The organism is Cellulomonas sp. plas2 (assembly GCF_057221735.1).
This window is the reverse complement of record NZ_CM170155.1, coordinates 1,974,404-1,997,474: the sequence shown is the minus strand read 5'-3', so window position 1 is coordinate 1,997,474 and position 23,071 is coordinate 1,974,404. Positions and strand designations below refer to the sequence as shown.

Here is a 23,071-nt window from a genome sequence, read left to right as displayed (position 1 = left end):
GAAGGCCATCGCGGAGCGACGCCGTAGACGCCCTTGGGGTTGGCCGGAGTCGCGCGGATGCTCGGCGGAGGGCCGGCGGCGTGAGACGGCACACCGGCATGGAGCTGCCCCCCAAGCAGGGCGCCATCGCCAGCGGCCCGGTTCTGCCCGCGTGAACCTTTGCTTGCGCGAACGCGAACGGTGGCGCCTGTAGGGTGCAGCCGAGCACACACGCGCCCCGCGCAAGAGCTTGCACGGTGGCGTGATTCCATCGGCGGGCGAAGGACTGTTACGTGGACATCATCTCGTTCTTCAATCACAAGGGCGGCGTGGGCAAGACAACACTGCTGTTCAACGTTGCTATCGCCTTGGGGCGGACGGGGAAGCGTGTTCTGCTCGTCGATGCTGACGCCCAAACAAATCTCACAGGCACTGCTATCGATGCGGTCACGTATGAGGACATCGTCGAAAGACAGAGCACTAGCTACCATGCCCTGGTGCCGGTCATCCAAGGATCCGGGGAGCCGCGTGAACTGACGCCGGCGGAGATTCGAGACAACGTGTGGATCCTACCTGGACACATCAGACTCAGCGAGTATGAGGAAACGTTGTCGCAAGCGTGGACCGACAGCCTCGCCGGACGCTATCAAGGATTTCAGCGGACAACGGCGCTGCAACGCATGATTTTGCAGGTGGCTAGCAGCGTAGAAGCGGATGTCGCCTTCGTTGACGTAGGCCCAAGCGTTGGGCCTCTCAATCGGGTGGTGCTTCTTGGCTCTAGTGGATTTGTGCTCCCCCTCGCCCCAGACTTGTTTTCCCTCACGGCACTGCCAAGCGTGGGCAGGAGCCTGGCCGACTGGATTGCAGAGTGGAAGGTTGCGCTCTCACAGGGCCAGCGCACTGGGGTACTTGAAGCCTTCCCGGAAGGCCTCTTCACAGGGACCCCGTCGCCACTTGGTTACGTCAGCCAACAGTTCGCCAGTTACCGCAGCGCTCCCGCGGCCGCTTTTCAGAGATGGCTCGACGACATACCCACCGCCTACCATGATAGTGTCGTCGAAAAACTGCGAGCTGAAGGCGTTGCGACCCCGAGCGGCCCAGGCGAAATCGGCACAGTGCGAAACTTGTCGAGCCTGGTTCCCATGGCGCAAGAAGCGAATGCAGCCATCTTCGAACTGAGCGGTTCAGAAGCGCGCGGGTCACAATACACACGCGCGCGTGACACTGAATCTGACTTCCAGCAACTGGCGCTGACCATTATGGCGCGGCTAGGTGAAGTGCAATCGCCAGAGTCCGTCGCATGAGTCGCAGTGTTGTCATCTGCGACACGAACGTACTGCCGACACAGGGGTCACCAGACAGCGCCTACTGGCGGGCTGTCACCCGCATCTGTCGGGCGAAGGGCATCGAGTTGGCCATTACGGAAGTTATCCGGCACGAAGTGCTTAACCGGCGGCGCGAGGCGGCCGCCGAGGCGGTAGAGGCACTCCGAAAGGGACACGCCGCAGTTTCTCGCTTGACTGAACTGGAGCCGCTCTACATCCCAGATGTGGAAGACCTGGTCGCTGCTTTCGCCCGTGAGCTGGAAGCGAAATTCTCGGTCTTGGAGCTCCATGGTGATGACGCTAAGGAAGCGTTACGGCGAGAGGCAGCTAGGCTCCCACCCGCGAGAAGAGGAGTCGGAGCTCGGGACTCTGCCATCTGGCTGTCGGCGGTACGGCTTGCGCGGGCTGGCGCAACGGTATACCTCGTTACACAGAATTCCAATGACTTCGGGAAGACTAGCCTCCTTCCAGATCTGGAGGCTGAGCTCGACGGTTTGGCCGGTTCCGTCCTCTACGTCCCAACCATGAAGGCCCTTCTGGATCAAATCGCTCCCAGCATCGTGGCGCCGGAGATGAACTGGGGTATGGTGAACGGCCTAGCCGCATCGCAACTCCTCTCAGAAGCGCTACTGTTCGTAGTTCTAGAGGGAGAGTCGGCCGACGACGTGGAAACGACACCGGAGTTGTTGTCCCCTTCGGTGGGCGCGGCGTACGAGGTTGATGGCAAGGGGTTGCTCAACTTCCATGCAGCGACTCGCCTGGAAGCAGCTGGATTCGCGGCGACTAGCACCGTGCAGGGGTGGATAACATTCGACCCTGCAACTGGCACAGCGCTCGCGGTCGACCTGTCCGACTTCGACTGGATCAAGGAAGCGAACGCGGATGACGCGAGCTGAGCCTCACCGGGAGGAAACCACTCAGTTGGAGGATTCTCACCCGCGCTCCCGGCAGACTGCGCGGGGCCGAGGACGGCGCGTAAGCGGCGCCCGCAGGCGCGCGCCGGCGAAACCGGCGCCTTGATACACGAGAGCCGAAATCGGCAGCCGGATGCAGCAACAGATGCAGCAACTCGACGCAACGACTCGATAATGCGCAATCAAGTTGCACATTATCACCCAGGTAGGTGGCGTGCTGGTAGCCGTTATGTGAGGATGGCTTCGTGAACGAGGCTGACGACAGCGAGTGGACCGTGGTCCATCCGTGCGAACTCGTTGCGACCTTTCTTGTCCCGCTTCCCGACCCGATCCCACTTCCAGACTCGAGCATTCTCCCGACCTACAGGCGGCTTGAACAAGCGGCGATTCGCATTCTCGAGCCGTGGCTGGACGAGTTGTGGTTGCAACGCGCAGACCAGTCGGCGATCATGATGTGCCGTGACGCATTCGCTGCGGATGACGCCGAAAATGGACCGGTCAACTGGTCGAACAAGTACGCACTTGTAACGTCGATTCAGTTTCACCAGACCTTCAGTGACGCCGGCCTACGGCTCGGCCTTGAACCGGCCATGAGGCTAGCTCATGTTGTCGCCGGGCCGCGGCTCACAACGGAGGAGAAGAGGAACGCTCTCGACCAGTTCGACGTTGAGGGAAGCGCCGGCGCGCCTGGCCTCCGGGATATCGGGTTGGGCGCAGTAACGGTCGCCGAATGCCGCGTGGGGCTGCGCATCATCGGAGAGTTGCCGGATCTCGAAAGCCCACTCACACGCGGCACGGGCGGAGATGCGCCTTTCGGGCCGCTGGAGTCGGATCGGATATTTCCAGATGAGATTTCTATGTGGCAATGGCGCAAGTTCCCGGAAGGGATGGCGCCCGACAGTGAACTCGTAGAGCGACGCCTTCGAGCGGCGTTGGATATTGCGCTGACAGAACTGCGAACGATACAGCGTGCCGCACAGGCTGTCCGGCGATCGCCTACTGTTATCGCTTCCCTTGAGCGCCTCCCGCTTGTCGTGCCCGTAGTGATTCGTTTTGCGGGTGGGATCGGCCGTCCGGATGGCGGGGCGCATACGGTCCTTCTCGCGACACATCCCAACACGGAGCATCTCCACGTGCCAGAGCCCTTCACTGATGATGAGATGCAGACGGTAAACGACGCGCGGCATAGAATCGACGATGGGCCTTTTGCTGCTCACTTGGACGTGCACCGAGAAGCGCACGTCGCGCTGACGCGGCTCGGGGACTACCGGCTCGCCGCGCTGCTCCTTGGAATATCCGCTGAGTCGCTGATCGACGAACTCATTCTGCACCTTATGTGGGAGGAAGGTCAGCTCCCTGAGTACGTAGCAAGGGATTGGCTTGAGGGTCTCGACGCGCGAGCTCGCGCGTTTTTGCCGGCTCGTCTTCTCAGACCGTGGGACGTTAAGGCTCGGAACCCGATCGGAGTCTGGGCACAAGACGTAGCCGCCCTCCGGCACCGGGTGGCTCATGCCGCGTACAGGCCTAATCTCGATGAGAGTCGCCAATCCTTCTTTGGTGTCAACGAGCTTGTGGCGTTCTTCTGTGATCGTCTGGCCAGCCCGGAAATCCTGAAGAAGTATCCGCGAACAGCGCTGGCCCTGGCCGGTGAGACGGGCTTGCGGAAACGCAATGCGTACACGAACCGTGTTCGCAATCTGCAAAATGATGCGTCTGAGGTCGCGTGGACTGAGACTTTCCAACGTTGGCGCGAGTCATGGAGGCGTACCAGACGGGATCAAACGGCGCGGGTTCGGGTGCCGGACGATCGAGGCGCGTGGCTAATCGCGGTGCGTCATCCCGATGGCTTGCTCCTGTGGGTTCGACACGACCGGAGTCAGCACCTCGCAATCGAGGTAGACGTGGAGACCGGCGACCTGCCCGCGGGTTTCGTAGATCGCTTGCACGGAATCGCAGATGTTGCTCACCATTCGCATGGCTACACTTTGCCAGTCTCGATAGCGGTCGAGCATCGCGCAAGGACGAGCCCGCGACCCAAGGCAATCTGGGTCGAGGACTACCACCACGTTCCACTAACCGGAGTCATGGTGGACGGCTCTGACCACCGTCATCCGGTCGATATCGGTATTGCACCGACGCTTTCGTAAACCAGTCATTCGATCAGGCGGCAAGTAAGAGATCGCCCACTAGATCGGTTTCGGTGACTGCTAGGAGTACGTGGCAGTTTCTCCACCGATGCTCGCGACGAGCTGGAGCGAGCTCGTGAGCCGGCTCGGCTACCCGGCGCTCGTCCGCCACGGTCTGCGGCACACCGCGTTCACGTGGATGGCGGACAGCGGCGTGCAGCTCTACGTGTTGCAGCGCGTCGCGGGCCACCACGATCCGGCTGCCACGGCGCGCTACCTGTACCCCGATCACGGCGCCGTTAGGGACGCCGGCGGGGCGTTCTCGGCCTGGTGGGACTCAATGGGGACCAGAAGTTCGGTGCAGGCGGCGTCGCGCTTCCTCGTGCCGTGAACCAATAGGGCCCCGACCTGCGTAAGCAGATCGAGGCCCTGTGGTCGGGCTGACAGGATTTGAACCTGCGACCCCTTGACCCCCAGTCAAGTGCGCTACCAAGCTGCGCTACAGCCCGCCGCTCCCCGCAGGGAGCGCGACGACTCTACCGCACGCGCACCGGCCCTAGAGCACGGGCACCGCCAGCGGCGCGGCGGGCGCCGCGGACGGACGCACGGCGTCGACGGCCTCGAGGATCGCGTCCAGGACCGGCTCGCGGTCGAACTGGCGGGCGTGCTCGCGGGCTCCGGCCAGCAGCGCCTCCCGCTCGAGGCCGGGCATCGTCACCGCGCGGTCCAGCGCCGCGGCCAGCGCCGGGGGGTCGGAGACGGGGACGAGGATCGCGTGGTCGCCCACGGCCTCGCCGATACCGCCCGTCGTCGTCGTGATGACGGGGCCACCGCCGGCCAGCATGACCTCGGCCAGCGCGATGCCGAACGTCTCGACGAACTCCGGCAGCGGCTTGCTGGGCAGCGCGTAGGCGGCGCAGGCAGCCATGAGGTGGCGCTTCTCCTCGTCGTCGACGTCGTCGAGGAAGCGGATGTGCGCGGCGCGCGGGGACGCGGCCGCCAGCTCCCGGTACAGCCCCGCCTGCGGCCCCGTGCCGGCGACGACGAGCTCGACGCCCTGCGTCGCGCGCGACAGCCCGAACGCCTCGATGAGGTCCTCCACGCCCTTGGCGGGCATGAGCCGCGAGAGGAACAGGACGTACCCGTCCCGCTGCAGCCCACGGGCGGCCAGCACCTCGTCCGTGCGCGCCGGGTCCAGCTCGAGGTACGGCCGGACGTCGATGGCGGGGTACGAGACCTGGACCCGCTCGGACAGCCGGGCGGCGAAGGTGGTGCCGTGCCGGGCGTCGACGGCCGCGGCCTCGGCGACGACGAGCTCGGCGGTGTACCGGGACACCGCGAGGACGACGTCGTGGTCGAGGTACGCCGTGAGCACGTGCGCGGCCGCGCCGAACCGGTCCTCCGCCACGGCGGCGCGCACGACGTTCGTGACGTCGGACCCGACGGCCTCCGCCACGGTCACGAGGTCGACCGGCAGGCCGGTGCCGCGCGCGATCCTCGCCGCGTCCGCCACGGCCACGGCGTGCGGGCTCAGGTACAGCGACACGGCGACCGTGGGCACCCCGTCGGTGAACAGCTCGACGAGCCGCCCGGTCAGCCCGGCCAGCCAGCGACCGTCGGGCACCTTGTAGTCCCCGACCGGGGCGGGACGCTCGACGACGACCCCCTCGCGGTAGGGCAGCACGCGGTCCAGCGGCTTGAGCGGCAGGCCGGAGCGCTCGAGGACGTCCAGCGGCCAGGTGAGGATCCGCACCTCGTCGAACCCGCGGTCCAGCGCGGCCTCGGCGAGGTTGCGCGCCTCGCCCGAGTGGCCGCAGATCACCGGGTCGGCGCGCACGACGACGACGAGGCGTCGGTCGGGACGGCGGGCGGCGGTCGGCGTGGTGGTCATGTCGGTCCTCGGGGTGCGGGGGGTCGGGGGAGGGCGGCGGGGCCGCGGGTGCGGCGGCCGGGTCGCGCGGGTGACCGCGCGTCGTACCGGCCGCCGGGTGGGGTCAGCGTTTCGTCGTCGGCACGGTCCCGACGCTGCGCGGGGCGGGACCGGTCGCGGACGGCGGCCGGACCGTCGTGCCCCAGCCGGACGGCTGCGGCCCCAGCTCGACGACGACGTGCCCGCCGCGGTGCACCTCGGTGCCGGACAGCCACGGACGCTCGAGCGGGATGCCGTCCACCTGCACCGCCTGCACGTACTGCGCCGGGCCGCCCGGCTCGGGTTCGACGAACCCGACGGTGTCGATCTCCAGCTCCCGCCCGGTGCCGAGCGCGAGGCGGGCGTGCCGCCACGCCGGTGCGTTGAGCAGGAACAGGTTCTGCCCGGCGACGGGGAACAGGCCCAGCGAGGCCCAGACGTACCAGGAGCTCAGCCCGCCGGAGTCGTCGTTGCCCGGCAGGCCGCCGCGGCCCGTGCCGAACTGGTGCTGGACGACGGCGTGCACGACCTCCGCCGTGCGGTCCGGCCGGCCGGCGTACTGGTAGGCCCACGGGGCCTCCATGTCGGGCTCGTTGTTGAGCCCCTCGAACCGGTCGAGCGCGTACCCGGCGGCCATCTCCTCCAGCGTCGGGGCCGGCCCCGGCTGCACGACCGGCCCCGCGCCGTGCCCGAAGAACCGGTCCAGCAGGCCGACGAAGGCCTCGTCGCCCCCCGCCAGCGCGATGCGGGACGCCATGTCGTGCTGCAGGCGGAAGGAGTAGTTCCACCGGCCGCCCTCGTAGAACTCGGAGTCCCGGAGCAGGCCCGTGCGCTCGTCGTAGGCGTTGGCCCAGCGGGCGGCCAGGGGGACGAGCTGCTCGACAAGCGCGCGGTCGCCGACGTGCGCCGCCACCTGGGCGGTGCACCAGTAGCCGAACGCCAGGTCCAGCGTGTGGCTGATGGGGTGGGCGCGCCCGCGCAGCAGGAAGTCCTCGCCGTACCCGCGCCGCAGGTCCATCACCATGTGCACCAGCGCCCAGTCCCAGTCCATGCCGGGCAGGCCGAGCTGGCACAGATCGGAGAAGAAGGTGTGCGCGAGCGCGCTGCCCTGCCGGGAGAAGCGGTCGGCGCCGCGAGCCATCCGGTAGCCGATGGGCAGGTTGCCCTCCTCCTCGGCGATGTGCAGCAGCGCCTCGCCCAGCTCCACCGCGCGCTCGGGGAACAGCGTCGTCACCAGCGGCAGCTGCGTGCGGTAGACGTCCCACATCGTCGCGAGGTCGAAGGCGAAGGGGCCGGGCGTCGGCCAGAACGGGCTCTCGTCGCGGGCGAGGCACGGCTTGATGAGCGAGTGATACACCGCGGTGGACAGCACGGCCTGCTTCGCCGACGAGGGCGTGTCGACCGTGACCGTCTCCACGTGCTCCCGCCACGTCTCCGCGGTCGCGGCACGGCGGCGCACGAAGCTGCCCTCGCGCGGCCCGCAGTCCGCCTCGAGGTTGGCCCGCGCCTGCTCGACGCCGCGCAGCGAGAACCCGAACCGCAGCTCCACGGTCTGCCCCGGCTCCGACGGACCCGCCCACATGAGGCCGAACGGGCGCAGGGTCGTCGGGCGGATGCGGTCGAAGTCCAGGCGCGTCCCGCCGGGCATGAGGCGCCGGTCGTACCAGAGCATCTGGCGCCAGCGGAACGCGTCGCACTCCACGTGCACGGCCAGCGGCGCGCCCTCCACCGCGATCTCGCCCTGCGCCTGCCCGGGCCCGACGAGGTCGAGGTGCGCGCGCAGGGGCACCGTCCTCCCGTACGGGATCACCAGGCCGCCCATCGACAGGTCGATGACGACCCGGGCGTCGCGGTGCGCCGGGAAGGTGTAGCGGTGCACGGCGCTCTTCGGCCCGACGGTGAGCTCACAGCGGATGCCCGACGAGAGCGTGGCGGCGTACCAGCCCGGCTCGGCCTCCTCGTCGACGACGTCCCACAGCTGCCCGAGGTCGTCGAGCGGCTGGAGCATCGGCGTCGTGCGGACGTAGTTGTAGTACTTGCGGATGGCGCCGGTGCCGGACTGCTGGAAGTGCGTGAAGCCGGAGGCGACCGGCCGGTCGTGGAGGGACGCGGGGATGCCCTCGAGGCTGAGGTCGTACAGCCCGTAGCCCGTGGGGTAGGCCCCCGAGTAGGCGCACGCCGAGACCATGCCGAACGGGTACGTCGCGCCGGGGTGCGTGTTGCCCACCTGCGGCTTGGGCCACCACCACGTCGCCGCCAAGCCCGTGGGCGGCGGCAGGTCGGTGACCTGCGTCCCGATGAACGGATCGACGTCCTCGTACACCGCACCTCCGTCGTCGTGCCGACCTGCCGTCCCGTCGCGCGGCGGGTGGGCGGGACCTGCTCCCGACGACGTCGTCGCGCACCGGGCGTGCGCACCGGTCCGGCGACGCTACGGCCCGTGTGTGTCCGGCAGGTTGCCGGGCGGTGACGGTGGGGACGAGCACGACGGGACGCACGTCACGCCGTCGGCGCCCGCGGTCGCCACCGTGGCGGGTGCGGCAGCCGTTAGGGTCGGGCGCCGACGGCTGCAGCGGTCGTCGTCCCGACCCCGGAGGTCCGCCCACCGTGTCTGCCGTGCCGTCCCGTCCCCGCCTGGTCGCGTTCGACCTCGACGACACCCTCGCGCCGTCGAAGTCCCCGCTCGACCCGCGCATGGCGGACCTGCTCGTGGCGCTGCTGGACCAGGTCGAGGTCTGCATCATCAGCGGCGGCCAGTTCGGGCAGTTCGACATGCAGGTCGTGCAGAACCTCCCGGCGGAGGCGGCCGCGTCGTTCTCCCGCCTGCACCTCATGCCGACGTGCGGCACGCAGTACTGGCTGTTCGTCGACGGCACGTGGCAGCAGCAGTACGCGGAGAACCTCACCGACGACGAGAAGGCGCGGGCGCTGGCCTCCGTCGAGGCCCGCGCGAAGGAGCTGGGCCTCTGGGAGAGCGAGACCTGGGGCCCGATCCTCGAGGACCGCGGCAGCCAGATCACCTTCTCGGCCCTCGGCCAGGCGGCGCCCGTCGCCGCGAAGTCCGCGTGGGACCCGACGGGGGAGAAGAAGTCGACCCTGCGCGCGGCGGTCCAGGCGGACCTGCCCGACCTCGAGGTCCGCTCCGGCGGGTCCACCTCGGTCGACATCACCCGCAAGGGCATCGACAAGGCGTACGGCATGAGCCGGCTGGCAGAGCTCACGGGCATCGACCTGCAGGAGATGCTGTTCGTCGGGGACCGGCTCGACGAGGCCGGCAACGACTACCCCGTCAAGGCGCTGGGCGTGCCGTGCCACGCGGTCGAGGGCTGGGAGGACACGGCCGCCTACCTCGACGACCTCATCCCGCGCCTGGCCGCGCAGGCCTGACCCCAGGCGCACCACGCAGCACCGGACGCCCCCGACCGTCGACAGACGGCCGGGGGCGTCCTAGCGTCGGCAGCATGTGCCGGAACATCACGACCCTGCGCGGGCTCGAGCCCGGGGCGACGCCCGCCGAGATCGAGGCGGCCGCCCTCCAGTACGTCCGGAAGGTCTCGGGCGTCACGGCGATCAGCGAGACGACGCGCCCGGCGGTCGAGGCGGCCGTCGCGCGGATCGTCGCCGCGACGACGGAGCTGCTCGACACCCTGCCCGAGCGGCGCCGCCCGCCGGCCACCGTCCCGCCGCTGCGCCGGCCGGAGGTCGTCGCGCGCATCGAGGCCCGCCGGGCCGCGAGCGTCTGACCCCTCGCGCGCGCCGGCGGCCTGTCCCGCTGCGCTCAGGGCAGGGCGGTTACAGCACCCGGGCCGGCTCGACGAGGCGCGGGATGCCCGCCGGCGCCGCCGCGGACAGCGCGAGGTACCGCGCCTCGGCCCGGTGCAGGCGGATGTGCTCGTCGAGCGACCACGTCGGGCCGTTGACGAGGGCCATCCCGCAGGCGCACGCGATGCTCGTGCGCCCGTCGGGCAGCGTCTGCAGGCTGCCGACCGTGGTGTGCTCGGTCGCCGCGCGGACCTTCGCCCGGCGCATGCCGGCGCTGACGGCCTCCGTGACGTCGTCGGCCGCGGTGGGCAGCGACTCCGGGGACACGGATCGGGACCTCAGCGACGCACGGCGGCGTCGGGCGCGTGCAGGGAGACGTCGGGGTCGCCGGACGTCAGCAGGTCGCCCTCGCCGGCTGCCGTCGCCGGTCCGCCGGCCGGGACGCCCCCCCGCGGCGCCCGCGTGCCGGGCAGCTGCCCCGCGAGCGTCGGCATGAGCTCGAGCAGCGTCGGCGTCCACGCCGACAGGCGGTCCGGGAAGCACCGCTGGAGCAGGTCGACCATCGTCGCCACCGCGGTGGAGGCGCCGGGGGAGGCCCCCAGGAGCCCGCCGATGGAGCCGTCGGCGGCGGTGATGAGCTCCGTGCCGAACTTCAGCACGCCGTCCGGGGCGATGACCTGGACGCGCTGCCCGGCGGTGATGAGCTCCCAGTCCCGGTCCCGCGCCGTGGGCATGAAGGCCTGCAGGGCGCGCAGCCGCGCGGTCCGGCCGGCCGTCACCTCGCTGATGAGGTACTTGAGCAGCCCGACGTTCCGGAGCCCGACGAGCACCATCGGCCACAGGTTGTCGGGCCGCACCGAGCGGATGAGGTCGGTCCACGAGCCGCTCTTGAGGAACTTCATGCTCCACCCGGCGTACGGGCCGAACATGATGGAGGCCCGCCCGTCGACGACGCGGGTGTCGAGGTGCGGGACCGACATGGGCGGAGCGCCGATCTCGGCCTTGCCGTAGACCTTGGCCTGGTGCCGGGCGGTCAGCGCCGGGTCGGTGGCGCGCAGGAACTGCCCGCTGATGGGGAACCCGGCGTAGCCCTTCGCCTCGCGGATCCCCGAGCGCTGCAGCAGGCGCAGGGCCCCGCCGCCCGCGCCGACGAAGACGAAGCGGGCGTCGAGCGTGCTGCCCTCCCCGCCGTTCCACCGCCGGTCCTTCACTGTCAGCCGCCAGCCGCCCTCGCGGCGCCGCTTGAGCCGGGTCACCTCGGCGTGCGTGCGGACCTCCGCACCGCGCCGGCGCGCGTCGTCGAGCAGCAGGAGCGTGAGGGCGCCGTAGTCGACGTCCGTCCCCTCCGGCGCGTACGTGGCGGCGACGGGCTCACGGGTCCCGCGCCCCTCCATGACGAGGGGCGCCCAGCGCGCGATCTGCGCCGGGTCGTCGGAGAACTGCATGCCCGCGAAGGACGGGTGGGCGGCCAGGGCGCGGTGGCGCCGGCGCAGGTAGTCGACGTTCTGCGCGCCCCGCACGAAGGTCATGTGAGGGGTGACCGAGAGGAAGGGGGACCCGGCGGGCAGCCGGCCCGAGCGCTCGAGGTGGTCCCACAGCTCGCGCGAGAGGCGGTACTCGTCGTTGATGACGACGGCCTTCGAGATGTCGATGCTGCCGTCGGCGCGCTCGGGGGTGTAGTTGAGCTCGCACAGGGCGGCGTGGCCCGTGCCGGCGTTGTTCCAGGCGTTGGAGCTCTCCGTCGCCGGCTCGCCCTCGCGCTCGAGCACCCGGATGGTCCAGGTGGGCTCGACGGAGCTGAGGATCGCGGCCAGGGTGGCGCTCATGATGCCGCCCCCGACGAGCGCGACGTCCACCACTTCGTGCTGTGTCACCCCTCGATGGTAGGTGCCCCCACCTGAGGAGCGACACGCGGGTCGCGCAGAAGAACCGCCGAACGGTGTCGTCCCGGTCACGTCCGGGGGATGATCGGCGCATGCGCCAGCACCGCGACCTCACCTCCGACCCGTCGGCCGAGGGCATCGCCCTGCCGGAGCCGCCGACCGAGGGCACGGACGTCCGCTCCGGCGGCGACCCGCGCCGCGGCCCGCGCTCGCTGAACGCCGCGGAGCTCGCCGCCGACGACGAGCAGCTCGCCGCGGGCGACGAGTGGGACGACCCGGACCGGCTGTAGCCGACAGGGCGAGCGCGTCAGGCGTCGGGCAGCAGCCCGCGCCGGCGTGCCTCGTCGAGCAGAGCGTCGCCGTCGGGGCCCTGCAGGACCTCGACGGGCAGCTGGTCCTCGGCCCCGGTGCCCGTGCCGGCCGCGGGCCCGCCCCTGTCCGCCGGGCGCTGCGGCACCGGCACGGGGGCCCCGTGGGCCAGCACGTGCTCGGCGAAGGTGAGCTGGCGCAGCAGGACCGCACGCACGCGGTCCGGGTGCCGGCGGACCACCTCGGCGTAGACCTCGGGGTCGCGCTGGCCGTCGTCGCCCACGAGCAGCCAGCGCACCTGCGGGAGCTCGGTCACGAGCCGCTCGAGCTGGGCGCGCTTGTGCTCACGGCCGCTGCGGAACCAGCCGGTGTTCGTCGGTCCCCAGTCGGTGAGCAGCAGCGGGCCGCCCGGGTACCGGTGCCGGTGCAGGAAGCGCGCGATCGCGGGCCCGGCGTTCCAGGCCCCGGTCGAGAGGTAGACGACGGGGAAGCGCTCCTGCCCGCCCGTCAGAGCGGCGTAGAGCCGCGACATCCCCGGCACCGGCTCGCGCGCGCTCTCGGACCGGACCAGGACGTTCCAGGCGGCGACGAGGGGTCGCGGGAGCCGGGTCACCATGACCGTGTCGTCGATGTCGCTGACGAGGCCCACCTGCTCCTCCGCGCCGACGACGTGGATGCGCGCGGTGCTCGACCGGCCGTCGACCGAGGTGAGGACGACGTCGTGCCAGCCCGGTGGCAGGTCCGAGGAGACGACGACGTCGACGTAGCCGCCGCGGTCCGCCGGCAGGTCGTGCTCGACCGTGCCGATGCGGGCGTGCAGCCGGCCGCCGGGCACCTGGGCGGTGGCGAACGACCGCCAGCCGCGGACGGCGGGCGCGTCCTCGGGGGCGCCCGCCTGCTCGGCGCCGCCCGCGCCCGGCAGGTCGGCGTCGGCCACGGCGGGCGCGGCCAGGACGACGCGGGCGAGCACCCGCACCCACCCGGGCCCGCCGTAGCCGGCGTACGCCTCGACCCGCTCGGTCCACCCGCGCCGCCGCAGCACCGCGACGACGCGGCGGTTGAGCCGGTCCTCCCAGCGCGCGGCCGCGTGGGGCCGTCGGGAGACGGCCCCACCCGCGCTCGTCGTCGTCACGCCGCGTGCCCCCGCGCCGGTCGCGTCCGCGTCAGTGGTCGGCGGAGCCGTGGGCGGCCTGGGCGTCCGCCGCGGCCTGCTTCTCCGAGCTCGCGTCCTGCGTCGTCAGCGAGCCGCCGGCGTTCTCGAGGTGCGCGCGCACGAACCAGTGGAACAGCTCGAGCTCGTGCAGGTGCCCGATGAGCATGTCGTTGGTGACGTCGTCGACGCCCTCGGTCTCCTCGGCCGCCTTGCGGTGGTCGCTGATGACGCCGGTGTAGACGAGATCGAGCGCGCCGAGGTGGGCGATGGCGCCCTCACGGCCGAGCGAGTAGTCGTCCCACGTGCGGCCGGCGACGATCGCCCCCGGCGTCCCGAGCGGCGAGCCGCCCAGGGTGGCGATGCGCTCGGCCACCTGGTCCACCATCTCGCGGACGGCGTCCACCTGCGGGTCGAGCATCTGGTGCACGGAGATGAAGTGCGGGCCGACGACGTTCCAGTGCACGTGCTTGAGCGTGAGCGCCAGGTCGTTGAGGGCGTTGAGCCGGTCCTGGAGGATCTCGGCGACCTTCGCGCCGTCCTCCGGGGACATCGTCGGGACCGTGTAGCGGGGCAGCTGCCGTGCCATGGTGTGCGCTCCTTCGTCGCGGACCTGCGGTCCGCCTCGTCTGGGGTCGTGCGCCGGGAGGGCGTCACGCTGGCGCGGCCGCTCCCGGCCCCGGTCGCGCCGCCGTCGACCACCGTGCCCTAGCCGTCCGGCGCCCGCATCCCGGCACCGCGGGCCACGTCCGTGCCGGCGAACGGGTCCGTCCCGGCGTCGAGCCGCGCGAGCACCTCGTCGGGCGTCAGCTGCGTGAGCCCGGGCCCGATCTCGTCCCACGTCCGGGGCGCGGCGACGTGCGGCCGCTCGCGCCCCCGCAGGGAGTACGGCGTGATCGTCGTCTTCGCGGGGTGGTTCTGGGACCAGTCGAGGAGGACCTTGCCGCCGCGCACGTCCTTGCGCATGACCCAGGTGACGAGGTCGGGGTGGTCCGCGGCGACCGCCTGCGCGAGGTCCTTGGCGTACGCGTGCACGTCCATGGCGCCGCGCAGGTCGCCGCGCAGGTCGGCACGGTGGGACGGCAGCGGCGCGTAGAGCTGCAGCCCCTTGCTGCCCGACGTGACCGGCACCGGCTCCAGCCCGTCCGCCCGCAGCCGCTCGGCGACGAGGTGCGCGACCTCCGCGCACTCGGCCAGGCCCGCCGGCGCACCCGGGTCGAGGTCGACGACGAGCCGGTCCGGCGGACGCACACCGCCGCGCGGCCCCACACGCCACTGCGGCGTGTGCAGCTCGAGCGCCCCGCCATTGGCCGCCCACACGAGGCCGGCGGCGTCGTCGAGGAACGGCAGGTCCAGCACCGTCCCCTCGTCGTCGTCCCGGCGGCCACGCCCACCACCGCGGCCACCGCCGCCACCACCGCCGCCACCACGACCGCCGCCGGCGCCGGGTGCCGCCGGGAGCCGCAGGTGCCGCACCCAGTCGGGGGCGCCGCGGGGGACGTTCTTCTCGAAGAACCGCTCGTCCGCCACGCCCTCGGGCCAGCGCACCCGCGTCACCGGACGCCCGCGGAGCTGGGGGAGGAGGGCGTCGGCGGCGTGCACGACGTAGGACAGGACGTCGGCCTTCGTCGTGCCCGTGGCCGGGTAGAGCACCTTGTCCAGGTGGGTGACCCGGACGTCGCGTCCGTCGACGCGCAGGCGCTGCGGCGGGGCCGGCGTCACGTCCGCTCCCACGGGTCGGCGGCGGCGTCCGTGCGCCGGCCGCGCACGACGGGCTGCCGCAGGCGCCCCGTCGGCATGCGCGTGAGGTAGGCCAGCTCGACGACGAGCACCGGCTCGCACCAGTGCGCCCCGCGCGCGTCCACCGCCGGGACGGGCTCGTCGAACGGGCTCGTCGCCCGGGCCAGCGGCTCCAGCGCCGCCCGGAGGTCGGCCGCCACCGCCCCGGTCAGCCCGCTGCCCGCACGACCGAGGAACCGCAGCGCGCCGGTCGCGTCGGGCGCGCCGAGCAGCAGCGCCCCCAGCCGCCCGGAGCCCGTGCTCTCCTCCCGCCACCCGCCGACGAGCGCGGTGCGGCCGTGCCGGTGCGCCGCCTTCACCCAGTCCCCCGACCGCCGCCCCGCCCGGTAGGGGGAGTCCCGCCGCTTGGCCACGACCCCCTCCAGGCCGTGCGCGCGCGTGACCGCCCACAGCTCGTCGACGTCCGGGTAGGCCGGGGACAGCTCGACGTGCTCCGGCAGCGGGAGGTCGGCCAGCGCCGCCCGCCGCTCGACGAGGGGCCGTGCCGTCAGGTCCTCGTCGCCCGCGGCGAGGAGGTCGAACACGAGGTAGGTCACCGGACGCGCGGCGGCGAGCTGCGCCGCGCGGCGCGCGTCGCGCACGTGCATGCGCTCGGCGAGCGCGGCGAAGGACGGCACGCCGGCGTCGAGCGCGACGACCTCCCCGTCGAGCAGCACGCCGGGCAGCCCGGCAAGGCCCGCGAGCTCGGGGTACGCCGTCGTGACCTCCAGCCCGTTGCGGCTCAGGAGCCGCGGGACGGGCCCGCGGGTGTCGCCCAGGACCCGCACGCCGTCCCACTTCACCTCGTACAGCCAGCCCTCGCCGCGCGGGAAGGCGGGGCCGAGGTCGTCGCGCCCGGCAGCCCGGTCGGGCGCCGGGGTGGCGAGCATGGGGTCCACGGGTCCATCCTGCCCGTGGGTGCGCCCGCGGGGCGCGCCGGTGTTGGCCTGCACGGACGTGCCGCCGACGGGCCGCCCAGGCGAGAGGATGCACCGATGCGACCGATCTGGAAGGGCGCCGTGGCCTTCGGGCTCGTCAACGTCCCGGTCAAGCTCTACGGCGCGACCGGCGAGCACGAGGTGTCCCTGCACCAGGTGCACCGTGCCGACGGGGGGCGGATCCGCTACAAGAAGGTCTGCAGCATCGACGGCGAGCCCGTCGAGATGGCGCAGATCGCCAAGGGCTACGAGACGGCCGACGGCGAGCTCGTCGTGCTCACCGACGACGACCTGGCGAACCTCCCGCTGACGACGAGCCGCGAGATCGAGGTGCTCGAGTTCGTGCCGGCGGAGCAGGTCGACCCCATCCTGCTCGGCAAGACGTACTACCTCGAGCCCGACAAGACGGCGGCCAAGCCCTACGCGCTGCTGCGCGGTGCCCTGGAGCAGTCGGAACGCATGGCGGTGGTCAAGGTGGCGCTGCGCCAGCGCGAGTCCATGGCCGTGCTGCGGGTGCGCGGCAAGGTCATCTGCCTCCAGACCCTGCTGTGGCCCGACGAGGTGCGCGCCGCCGACTTCCCCGTCCTCGACGCGGAGGTGAACGTTCGACCCCAGGAGCTGACCATGGCGTCCTCGCTGGTCGAGTCCCTGGCCGCCGACTTCGACACCTCCGAGTTCCACGACCGTTACGAGGCCGCGCTGACGGCCCTCATCGAGCAGAAGATCAGCGCGGGCCGCACCCAGGCCGTGCCCGCCGTCGAGGAGCCCGCGGGCGGCGGGGGCGGCGAGGTCGTCGACCTGCTCGCGGCGCTGCAGCGCAGCGTCGAGCGCGCGCGCGCCGGTCGTCCGGCGGGCGACGCGGGCGCGGACGGGACCTCGTCGGGCGCGTCGTCGGGCACGTCGTCGTCGGCGGGGACCGCGACGGCCGCCGAGGCCGGTGCCGACGACGACGCCCAGGACGCCGCACCCGCGAAGCCGACGCGCGCCACGCGCTCGCGGAAGAGGACGGAGGACGGCGACGAGCCGGCCCCCGCACGGTCCCGGTCGCGCACGCGCGCAGCGGCCGACGAGGACGAGGCACCGGCACCCGCACGGCGCAGCCGCAGCACGAAGGCGGCGGCCGCACCAACCGACGAGTCCGCGGAGGACACGGGCGAGAAGACGCCGGCGCGACGCACGCGCCGCAAGGCCTCCTGAGGCGTGGCACCCGGCGAGCACCCGGCCGGCTCGGCGCAGGAGGAGGTCGGCCACGGCGACGTCGTGCGCGGCGACACATCGCGGGACGACACGTCGCGGGACGACACAGCGCGCGACGCCGCCGTCGTGGCGCTGCGCCGGGTGGCGTTCCTCCTCGAGCGCGGCCGGGCGACGTCCTACCGGCCGGCCGCGTTCCGCACCGCGGCGCGGGCGGTCGAGGCCGAGAGCCCCGCGGCGGTCCGAGACCTCGTCGGGCGGGACGCGCTGACGGAGCTGGCCGGGGTCGGCCCGCGCACCGCGGAGGTCGCCGCGCAGGCCGCGCGGGGGGAGCCGGTCGCCTACCTCGAGCGGCTGGAGGCCGAGGCGGAGACGCTGCCGCCGTCGCAGGTGCCGGGGTCGCCGGAGCCGGACGAGGCCACCGTCGCCGCAGCCCGCGCGCTGCGCGAGCGCCTGCGTGGCGACCTGCACGCGCACACGGAGGCGAGCGACGGCGCGACCCCCGTCCAGGAGATGGTGCTGGCGGCGCTCGAGCTGGGGCACGACTACGTCGCGATCACGGACCACTCGCCGCGGTTGACGGTGGCCCGCGGCCTGTCCCCCGAGCGGCTCCGCGCGCAGATGGCGGCGCTGGAGGCGCTGGGCCGGGCGGTCGCGCCGTTCCGGGTGCTGCGGGGGATCGAGGTCGACGTCCTCGACGACGGGTCGCTGGACCAGGAGCCGGAGCTCCTCGACGCGCTGGACGTCGTCGTCGCCTCCGTGCACAGCAAGCTGCGCATGGACGAGCGGGCGATGACGCGGCGCATGCTGACCGCGGTCGCGGACCCGCGCACGGACGTGCTCGGCCACTGCACCGGGCGGCAGGTGACCGGACGCGGCCGGCCGGAGAGCACCTTCGACGCCCGGGCCGTGTTCGAGGCGTGCGCCGAGCACGGCGTGGCGGTGGAGATCAGCTGTCGCCCGGACCGCCTGGACCCGCCGCACGCCCTGCTGGACGTCGCGGTGGAGGCCGGCTGCCTGTTCAGCATCGACACCGACGCCCACGCGCCCGGCCAGCTCGACTGGCTCATGGCCGGGTGCGTGCGGGCCGTGCAGCACGGCATCGGGCCGGAGCGGGTGGTCACCACCCGCACGGCCGAGGACCTGCTGGCCGGGTTCCGGCGCTGAGGTGCGCGCCTAGACTGGTCCGTCCGGCGCGGCCGCCCGCCGTCCCGCACGTCCCGCCCGTCCGTCCCGCACGTCCCGCCCGCAGGAGGTCCCGCATGGCCGTCGTCGCCCGCCGGACGAAGCAGCGCGCCGAGATCCTCGGGCTGCTCGACGAGGTGGACGAGTTCCGCAGCGCCCAGCAGCTCCACGAGCTCCTGCGGGCGCGCGGCTCCGGCGTCGGGCTCGCGACGGTCTACCGGGCCGTGCAGACCCTCGCCGACGCGGGGGAGGTCGACGTGCTGCGCTCGGCCGACGGGGAGTCGGTCTACCGACGGTGCGAGCGCCGCGGCAGCCACCACCACCACCTCGTGTGCCGGGTTTGCGGCCGGACCGTGGAGATCGACGGACCGGCCGCGGAGTCCTGGGCCGAGTCGGTGGCCGCCGCGCACGGCTTCGCGGAGGTGGACCACACCATCGAGCTCGTGGGCACCTGCGCCGCGTGCCGGGAGGCCAACCACGAGGCGGGGCTCAGCGCGGGTCCGACGGACGGGACCGTTCCGCCCGTTGGATGAGCACCTGCGGCAGCAGCCACCAGACGAGCAGCAGCAGCACCGCCACGGCGCCGCCGACCACGTAGCCGGCTGTCCGCGACACGACCACGTCGAACAGGAACAGCGGCACCCCGGCGAGCACGGCGGCCAGCACCACGAGGCCCGTCCGGGCCAGGCGGTCGGCGCTCGTGACGAGCTGCGGCTTGCGGCCGCGGCGGAACAGCGCGCGGTGCAGCGAGACGGGGGCGACGATGAGCGTCGTCGCCACCGTCGCCAGCACGAGCAGCGTCAGGTAGGTCGTCCGCTCCTGGGTGTCGAGGTCGGCGAAGCGGCTCTGGAACGGGATGGTGAGCAGGAACCCGACGAGGATCTGCGCGCCCGTCTGGACCACCCGCAGCTCCTGGAGGAGCTCGTTCCAGTTGCGGTCGGCGCGCTCGGTGGGTGTCTCGTCCCGGTCCCGGGGGCCGGCGGCCGGTGCGTCGACGGCCTGCGGGTCGGCCGGGGTGGGTGCCACGTGCGTCATGGCGGCATCGTGGCCGAGCGACCCGTCACGTGCACGTGCACACGTCCGGCGCCGGCGCCGGCGCCCGGCCGGTCGACGACGCCCGCGCCGACGGGGCACCCGTGCCGACGTCGCATGATGGTCCCGTGCACCCTCTCCACGACACGGACCGGCGCGACTTCGCCTCCGACAACTACGCCGGCGTCCACCCCGAGGTGCTGGCCGCCCTCGCCGCCGCGAACGGGGGCCACCAGCCCGCGTACGGCGCCGACGTCTACACCGCCCGCCTGCAGGAGGTCGTGCGCGGGCACCTCGGCCCGGACGCGGAGACCTTCCCCGTCTTCAACGGCACCGGGGCGAACGTCCTGTCGCTGCAGGCGGTGCTGCCGCGCTGGGGGGCGGTCGTGTGCGCGGAGACGGCGCACGTCAACACGGACGAGAACGCCGCGCCGGAGCGCGTGGCGGGCCTGAAGCTGCTCACGGTGCCGACCCCGGACGGCAAGCTGACCCCCGAGCTCGTGGACCGGCAGGCGTGGGGGTTCGGCGACCAGCACCGTGCGCAGCCGGGGGTGGTGTCGATCACCCAGACCACCGAGCTGGGGACCGCGTACTCCGTCGAGGAGATCCGTGCCCTGGCCGACCACGTCCACGCGCTCGGCATGCGGCTGCACCTGGACGGCGCGCGCCTGGGCAACGCGGCGGCGGCCCTCGACGTCCCGCTGCGGGCGCTGACGACCGACGCCGGCGTGGACGTGGTGAGCCTCGGCGGGACGAAGAACGGGGTGCTGTTCGCGGAGGCGGTCGTGGTCCTCACGCCGGGGTCCGCCCCCGGCCTGGACTTCCTGCGCAAGATGGGCATGCAGCTCGCCTCGAAGATGCGGTTCGTCTCCGCGCAGCTCCTCGCGCTGTACGACGGCGACCTGTGGCGGCGGTCGGCGGCCCACGCGAACGCGATGGCGGCCCGGCTGCGCGCCGGGATCGAGGACGTCCCGGGCGTGCGCGTCACCCGGGCGACGGACGCGAACGCGGTCTTCGCGGTCCTGCCCCCGGGGGTCGCCGACCGTCTGCGGGAGCGGACCCGGTTCTACGACTGGAACGCCGCCACGGGCGAGGTGCGCCTCATGTGCGCCTTCGACACCCGTCCGGAGGACGTCGACGCCTTCGTGGCGCAGCTGGCGCAGGAGGCCGCCCGCGTGCCGGCCGACGCCGTGCGCGCACCGGCGCCGGCCGGTCGGGTCTGACCACCGGGAGACGACGAGGCCCCGTCACCGCGGCGGGCGGTGACGGGGCCGGGTCGGAGCCGTGTCGGTGCAGCAGCCGCCGGACGGGCCTCGGCGTCAGGGGCGCGGGCGCCGGTGGTGGCCGGGGCCGCCGGTCGGGCGCGAGGCGCCCTGCGGCGCCCGCGGACCCGTGTCGGGGCGCAGGTGCAGCGGCCGGCCGGCGACGCGCGTGCGCGCCAGCCGGTCCACCGCCTCCGGCGTGAGGTTGTCGATGTCGACGAGCGAGAACCCGGCGAAGATGTCGATCTTGCCGACGTCCTTGCCCGTCAGGCCGCCCTCCCCGGTCAGCGCGCCGACGAGCGCCCCCGGCTGGAGGCCGTCCTTGTGCCCGACCGCCACGCGGTAGCGCGTGCCGGTGCCGCCCGAGCGGCGGTTCTCCGTGCGGTGGCCCGGACGGCTGTCGCGCGGGCCGCGGTCGCGCGCGTCGCCGCGGTCGCCCCCGCGCTCGGGCACGAGGCGTGCCCGGCTGAGCGCGTCGTCGAGGTCGTCGCCCTCGGTGGGCCGCGGCGAGGGCCCCTCGTCGCCGACCGCGAGGGCGGTGACGACGGCGAGCAGCTCGACGGGGTCCGTGCCCGGGTGCGCGGCCAGGTACGTCTCGACCGCCGTGCGGGCGGCCTCAAGACGGCCCCGCTCCCGCCGGTCCGCGACCCGCTCGAGCAGGCGCGCCGCCCGGTGGCCCGACACCTCGGCCGGGCTCGGGATCGTGACGAGGTGCAGCGGGCTGCGCGTCGTGCGCTCGATCTGCTTGAGGCGCGACTGCTCCGCCGGGGTGACGAACGACAGGGCCTCGCCCGTGCGGCCGGCGCGGCCCGTGCGGCCGATGCGGTGCACGTACGTCTCGGGCTCGCGCGGCACGTCGAAGTTCACGACGAGGCCGATGCGGTCCACGTCGAGCCCGCGGGCGGCGACGTCGGTGGCGACGAGGACGTCGAGGGCACCGCTGCGCAGGCGCTCGACGATCTTCTCGCGGTCGGCCTGGGCGACGTCGCCGGAGATGTGGGCCGCGGGGATGCCCTGCGCGACGAGGGCCGTGCCGACCTCCTCGGCCGCGCCGCGGGTGCGGACGAAGACGATCGTGGCGTCGGCGTCCGTGACCTGCAGGACGCGCGCGAGGGCGCCGGTCTTGTGCCGGTGCGGGACGACGGCGTAGGTCTGCCGGACCGCCGTGACCGTCGAGGACTGCCGGGCGACCGTGATCTCCAGCGGGTCGCGCAGGTGCTCGTTCGCGACGCGGCGGATGGCCGGCGGCATCGTCGCCGAGAAGAGGGCGACCTGGCGCTCGACGGGTGCCGAGGACAGCACGCGCTCGACGTCCTCCGCGAAGCCCATGCGCAGCATCTCGTCGGCCTCGTCGAGCACGAGGAAGCGGACGTCCTCCAGGTGCAGCGAGCCGCGGTCGAGGTGGTCCAGGACGCGGCCGGGGGTGCCGACGACGACCTGGGCGCCGCGCTCGAGGGCGCGCTTCTGCGGCAGGAAGGGCGCACCGCCGTAGACGGGCACCACTGACAGGCCGCGCAGCCGCGAGGCGAAGGAGGAGATGGCGTCGGCCACCTGCATCGCGAGCTCGCGCGTCGGGGTCAGGACGACGGCCTGGACGGCGCCGACCTCGGGGTCGACGGCCGCGAGCAGCGGCAGGCCGAACGCGGCGGTCTTGCCGGTGCCGGTCTGCGCCACGCCGACGACGTCGCGGCCGTCGAGGAGGGCCGGCAGCGCCTGGGCCTGGATGGCGGAGGGCGTGACGAAGCCGAGATCCAGCACGGCGTCGAGCAGCACCGGGGGCAGCCCCAGCGCGTCGAAGCCGCCGGCGACGGGGGCGCTCGGGGCGGCGGACCCGGCCGGGCCGGCGGCGGCGGGCGTCGCCGGGGCCTCGTCGGTGCCGGTGACGTCGGCCGCGCGGGCCTCGTCGTCGGGGAGGAGGTCGTGGTGGGGGGAAGCGGGCAGCACAGTGCTCAAGAGGCGAACCGTTCGTGCGGGAGGAGCCCCGACCGCGCACCGGGACGGTGGGCGGTGGTCGCGGCCCCGACACCCTGAGGACCACCGGCGACGGCCGGTGCCTGACTGCTCGCGCGCCACCGGCCCCGGACGGGGACGGTCCCGGCGCACCCACGGGGGAAGCGACGAACTCCTGGATCACCGGAGAGCCTACCGGAGCGGGCCCGCGCCGGGCGGGGAGGGGGCCTGTGTCCTGCACGACGCGCCCGTGGGGGCCGCGACGGGAATACGGCGGGGCACGGGTGGCGGGCGGGGCTGCGGATGGGGTGGCGCCCTCGCCGGTCCGGGGGACCGACCCCCTAGGATCGGGCGCGACGACCGGTGGAGGGTGG

The 23,071-nt window shown here is 73.0% G+C and carries 21 protein-coding genes and 1 tRNA gene; 11 read left to right on the top strand and 11 right to left on the bottom strand.

Annotated elements, in window-relative coordinates:
- Window positions 1–272: 272 nt before the first annotated feature.
- From AC2TDM_RS08960 to AC2TDM_RS08945, 4 genes are all read left to right on the top strand, one after another.
- Complete coding sequence (locus AC2TDM_RS08960) at window positions 273–1,283, top strand: ParA family protein (RefSeq protein ID WP_090033890.1); 1,011 nt, start codon at window positions 273–275, stop codon at window positions 1,281–1,283.
- Window positions 1,280–2,200, top strand: coding sequence for a PIN domain-containing protein (locus tag AC2TDM_RS08955; protein ID WP_139224460.1), 921 nt, complete (start codon window positions 1,280–1,282; stop codon window positions 2,198–2,200). The genes AC2TDM_RS08960 and AC2TDM_RS08955 overlap by 4 nt, the downstream gene beginning before the upstream one ends.
- A 263-nt stretch (window positions 2,201–2,463) precedes the next feature.
- On the top strand, window positions 2,464–4,365 hold the full coding sequence (locus tag AC2TDM_RS08950) for a hypothetical protein (RefSeq protein WP_139224459.1): 1,902 nt from the start codon (window positions 2,464–2,466) through the stop codon (window positions 4,363–4,365).
- A gap of 88 nt (window positions 4,366–4,453) precedes the next feature.
- Window positions 4,454–4,735: a site-specific integrase gene (locus AC2TDM_RS08945; protein WP_090033885.1), complete on the top strand. Its 282-nt coding sequence runs from the start codon at window positions 4,454–4,456 to the stop codon at window positions 4,733–4,735.
- Window positions 4,736–4,776: 41 nt separating this feature from the next.
- On the opposite strand, the gene AC2TDM_RS08940 is transcribed toward AC2TDM_RS08945, so the two are convergent.
- The 3 genes from AC2TDM_RS08940 to AC2TDM_RS08930 all read right to left on the bottom strand — a co-directional run bounded on the left by AC2TDM_RS08940 (window position 4,777) and on the right by AC2TDM_RS08930 (window position 8,576).
- Window positions 4,777–4,853 (bottom strand) — tRNA-Pro (locus AC2TDM_RS08940).
- Window positions 4,854–4,900: 47 nt separating this feature from the next.
- Complete coding sequence (locus AC2TDM_RS08935; RefSeq protein ID WP_484634421.1) at window positions 4,901–6,235, bottom strand: glycosyltransferase; 1,335 nt, start codon at window positions 6,233–6,235, stop codon at window positions 4,901–4,903.
- 103 nt (window positions 6,236–6,338) lie between these two features.
- Window positions 6,339–8,576, bottom strand: a complete 2,238-nt coding sequence (locus tag AC2TDM_RS08930) for a glycoside hydrolase domain-containing protein (protein WP_090033881.1) — start codon at window positions 8,574–8,576, stop codon at window positions 6,339–6,341.
- A 293-nt stretch (window positions 8,577–8,869) separates the two neighbouring features.
- Between AC2TDM_RS08930 and AC2TDM_RS08925 the strand changes: the two genes are divergently transcribed.
- Window positions 8,870–9,640, top strand: a complete 771-nt coding sequence (locus tag AC2TDM_RS08925; protein WP_090033880.1) for an HAD-IIB family hydrolase — start codon at window positions 8,870–8,872, stop codon at window positions 9,638–9,640.
- A 74-nt stretch (window positions 9,641–9,714) separates the two neighbouring features.
- The gene (locus AC2TDM_RS08920; protein WP_090033878.1) at window positions 9,715–9,996 is read left to right on the top strand and encodes a DUF2277 domain-containing protein; all 282 of its coding nucleotides are present in this window, start codon (window positions 9,715–9,717) and stop codon (window positions 9,994–9,996) included.
- A 49-nt stretch (window positions 9,997–10,045) separates the two neighbouring features.
- On the opposite strand, the gene AC2TDM_RS08915 is transcribed toward AC2TDM_RS08920, so the two are convergent.
- On the bottom strand, window positions 10,046–10,342 hold the full coding sequence (locus tag AC2TDM_RS08915) for a hypothetical protein (RefSeq protein WP_308439554.1): 297 nt from the start codon (window positions 10,340–10,342) through the stop codon (window positions 10,046–10,048).
- Window positions 10,343–10,353: 11 nt separating this feature from the next.
- Window positions 10,354–11,889: a malate dehydrogenase (quinone) gene (gene mqo / locus AC2TDM_RS08910; RefSeq protein WP_484634420.1), complete on the bottom strand. Its 1,536-nt coding sequence runs from the start codon at window positions 11,887–11,889 to the stop codon at window positions 10,354–10,356.
- Window positions 11,890–11,990: 101 nt separating this feature from the next.
- Here mqo and AC2TDM_RS08905 point away from each other — a divergent pair, with 101 nt between their 5' ends.
- Window positions 11,991–12,188, top strand: coding sequence for a hypothetical protein (locus AC2TDM_RS08905; RefSeq protein WP_090033875.1), 198 nt, complete (start codon window positions 11,991–11,993; stop codon window positions 12,186–12,188).
- A gap of 17 nt (window positions 12,189–12,205) precedes the next feature.
- On the opposite strand, the gene AC2TDM_RS08900 is transcribed toward AC2TDM_RS08905, so the two are convergent.
- The 4 genes from AC2TDM_RS08900 to ligD (AC2TDM_RS08885) all read right to left on the bottom strand — a co-directional run bounded on the left by AC2TDM_RS08900 (window position 12,206) and on the right by ligD (AC2TDM_RS08885) (window position 16,026).
- Window positions 12,206–13,339: an App1 family protein phosphatidate phosphatase gene (locus tag AC2TDM_RS08900; protein WP_090033874.1), complete on the bottom strand. Its 1,134-nt coding sequence runs from the start codon at window positions 13,337–13,339 to the stop codon at window positions 12,206–12,208.
- 31 nt (window positions 13,340–13,370) lie between these two features.
- Entirely contained in the window at window positions 13,371–13,946 is a 576-nt protein-coding gene (locus AC2TDM_RS08895) for a Dps family protein (protein ID WP_090033872.1), read from the bottom strand.
- Window positions 13,947–14,065: 119 nt separating this feature from the next.
- Window positions 14,066–15,079: a non-homologous end-joining DNA ligase LigD gene (gene ligD / locus AC2TDM_RS08890; RefSeq protein WP_090033989.1), complete on the bottom strand. Its 1,014-nt coding sequence runs from the start codon at window positions 15,077–15,079 to the stop codon at window positions 14,066–14,068.
- Complete coding sequence (gene ligD / locus AC2TDM_RS08885; protein WP_090033988.1) at window positions 15,076–16,026, bottom strand: non-homologous end-joining DNA ligase; 951 nt, start codon at window positions 16,024–16,026, stop codon at window positions 15,076–15,078. The genes ligD (AC2TDM_RS08890) and ligD (AC2TDM_RS08885) overlap by 4 nt, the downstream gene beginning before the upstream one ends.
- 105 nt (window positions 16,027–16,131) lie before the next feature.
- Here ligD (AC2TDM_RS08885) and ku point away from each other — a divergent pair, with 105 nt between their 5' ends.
- The 3 genes from ku (at window position 16,132) to AC2TDM_RS08870 (ending at window position 18,986) form a co-directional block, all read left to right on the top strand.
- Window positions 16,132–17,271, top strand: a complete 1,140-nt coding sequence (gene ku / locus AC2TDM_RS08880; protein WP_090033871.1) for a non-homologous end joining protein Ku — start codon at window positions 16,132–16,134, stop codon at window positions 17,269–17,271.
- Between the two features lie 126 nt (window positions 17,272–17,397).
- Complete coding sequence (locus AC2TDM_RS08875) at window positions 17,398–18,435, top strand: PHP domain-containing protein (RefSeq protein ID WP_308439555.1); 1,038 nt, start codon at window positions 17,398–17,400, stop codon at window positions 18,433–18,435.
- 95 nt (window positions 18,436–18,530) lie between these two features.
- Window positions 18,531–18,986, top strand: a complete 456-nt coding sequence (locus AC2TDM_RS08870; RefSeq protein WP_090033869.1) for a Fur family transcriptional regulator — start codon at window positions 18,531–18,533, stop codon at window positions 18,984–18,986.
- Here AC2TDM_RS08870 and AC2TDM_RS08865 read toward each other — a convergent pair.
- The gene (locus AC2TDM_RS08865; protein ID WP_239079039.1) at window positions 18,943–19,488 is read right to left on the bottom strand and encodes a DUF6328 family protein; all 546 of its coding nucleotides are present in this window, start codon (window positions 19,486–19,488) and stop codon (window positions 18,943–18,945) included. The two genes, AC2TDM_RS08870 and AC2TDM_RS08865, sit on opposite strands and share 44 nt — an antisense overlap.
- Window positions 19,489–19,613: 125 nt before the next feature.
- On the opposite strand from AC2TDM_RS08865, the gene AC2TDM_RS08860 reads away from it, so the two are divergent.
- Window positions 19,614–20,708: a threonine aldolase family protein gene (locus AC2TDM_RS08860; protein WP_090033984.1), complete on the top strand. Its 1,095-nt coding sequence runs from the start codon at window positions 19,614–19,616 to the stop codon at window positions 20,706–20,708.
- 96 nt (window positions 20,709–20,804) lie between these two features.
- Here AC2TDM_RS08860 and AC2TDM_RS08855 read toward each other — a convergent pair whose 3' ends face one another.
- On the bottom strand, window positions 20,805–22,691 hold the full coding sequence (locus tag AC2TDM_RS08855) for a DEAD/DEAH box helicase (protein WP_373308469.1): 1,887 nt from the start codon (window positions 22,689–22,691) through the stop codon (window positions 20,805–20,807).
- Window positions 22,692–23,071: the final 380 nt, after the last annotated feature.

Excerpts from the sequence above, each read along its gene's own strand:
- AC2TDM_RS08955 (WP_139224460.1), top strand. The coding sequence starts at position 1,280 with ATGAGTCGCAGTGTTGTCATCTGCGACACGAACGTACTGCCGACACAG.
- AC2TDM_RS08945 (WP_090033885.1), top strand. The coding sequence starts at position 4,454 with ATGCTCGCGACGAGCTGGAGCGAGCTCGTGAGCCGGCTCGGCTACCCG.
- AC2TDM_RS08935 (WP_484634421.1), bottom strand. The coding sequence starts at position 6,235 with ATGACCACCACGCCGACCGCCGCCCGCCGTCCCGACCGACGCCTCGTC.
- AC2TDM_RS08920 (WP_090033878.1), top strand. The coding sequence starts at position 9,715 with ATGTGCCGGAACATCACGACCCTGCGCGGGCTCGAGCCCGGGGCGACG.
- AC2TDM_RS08905 (WP_090033875.1), top strand. The coding sequence starts at position 11,991 with ATGCGCCAGCACCGCGACCTCACCTCCGACCCGTCGGCCGAGGGCATC.
- AC2TDM_RS08895 (WP_090033872.1), bottom strand. The coding sequence starts at position 13,946 with ATGGCACGGCAGCTGCCCCGCTACACGGTCCCGACGATGTCCCCGGAG.
- ligD (WP_090033988.1), bottom strand. The coding sequence starts at position 16,026 with ATGCTCGCCACCCCGGCGCCCGACCGGGCTGCCGGGCGCGACGACCTC.
- ku (WP_090033871.1), top strand. The coding sequence starts at position 16,132 with ATGCGACCGATCTGGAAGGGCGCCGTGGCCTTCGGGCTCGTCAACGTC.
- AC2TDM_RS08870 (WP_090033869.1), top strand. The coding sequence starts at position 18,531 with ATGGCCGTCGTCGCCCGCCGGACGAAGCAGCGCGCCGAGATCCTCGGG.
- AC2TDM_RS08865 (WP_239079039.1), bottom strand. The coding sequence starts at position 19,488 with ATGACGCACGTGGCACCCACCCCGGCCGACCCGCAGGCCGTCGACGCA.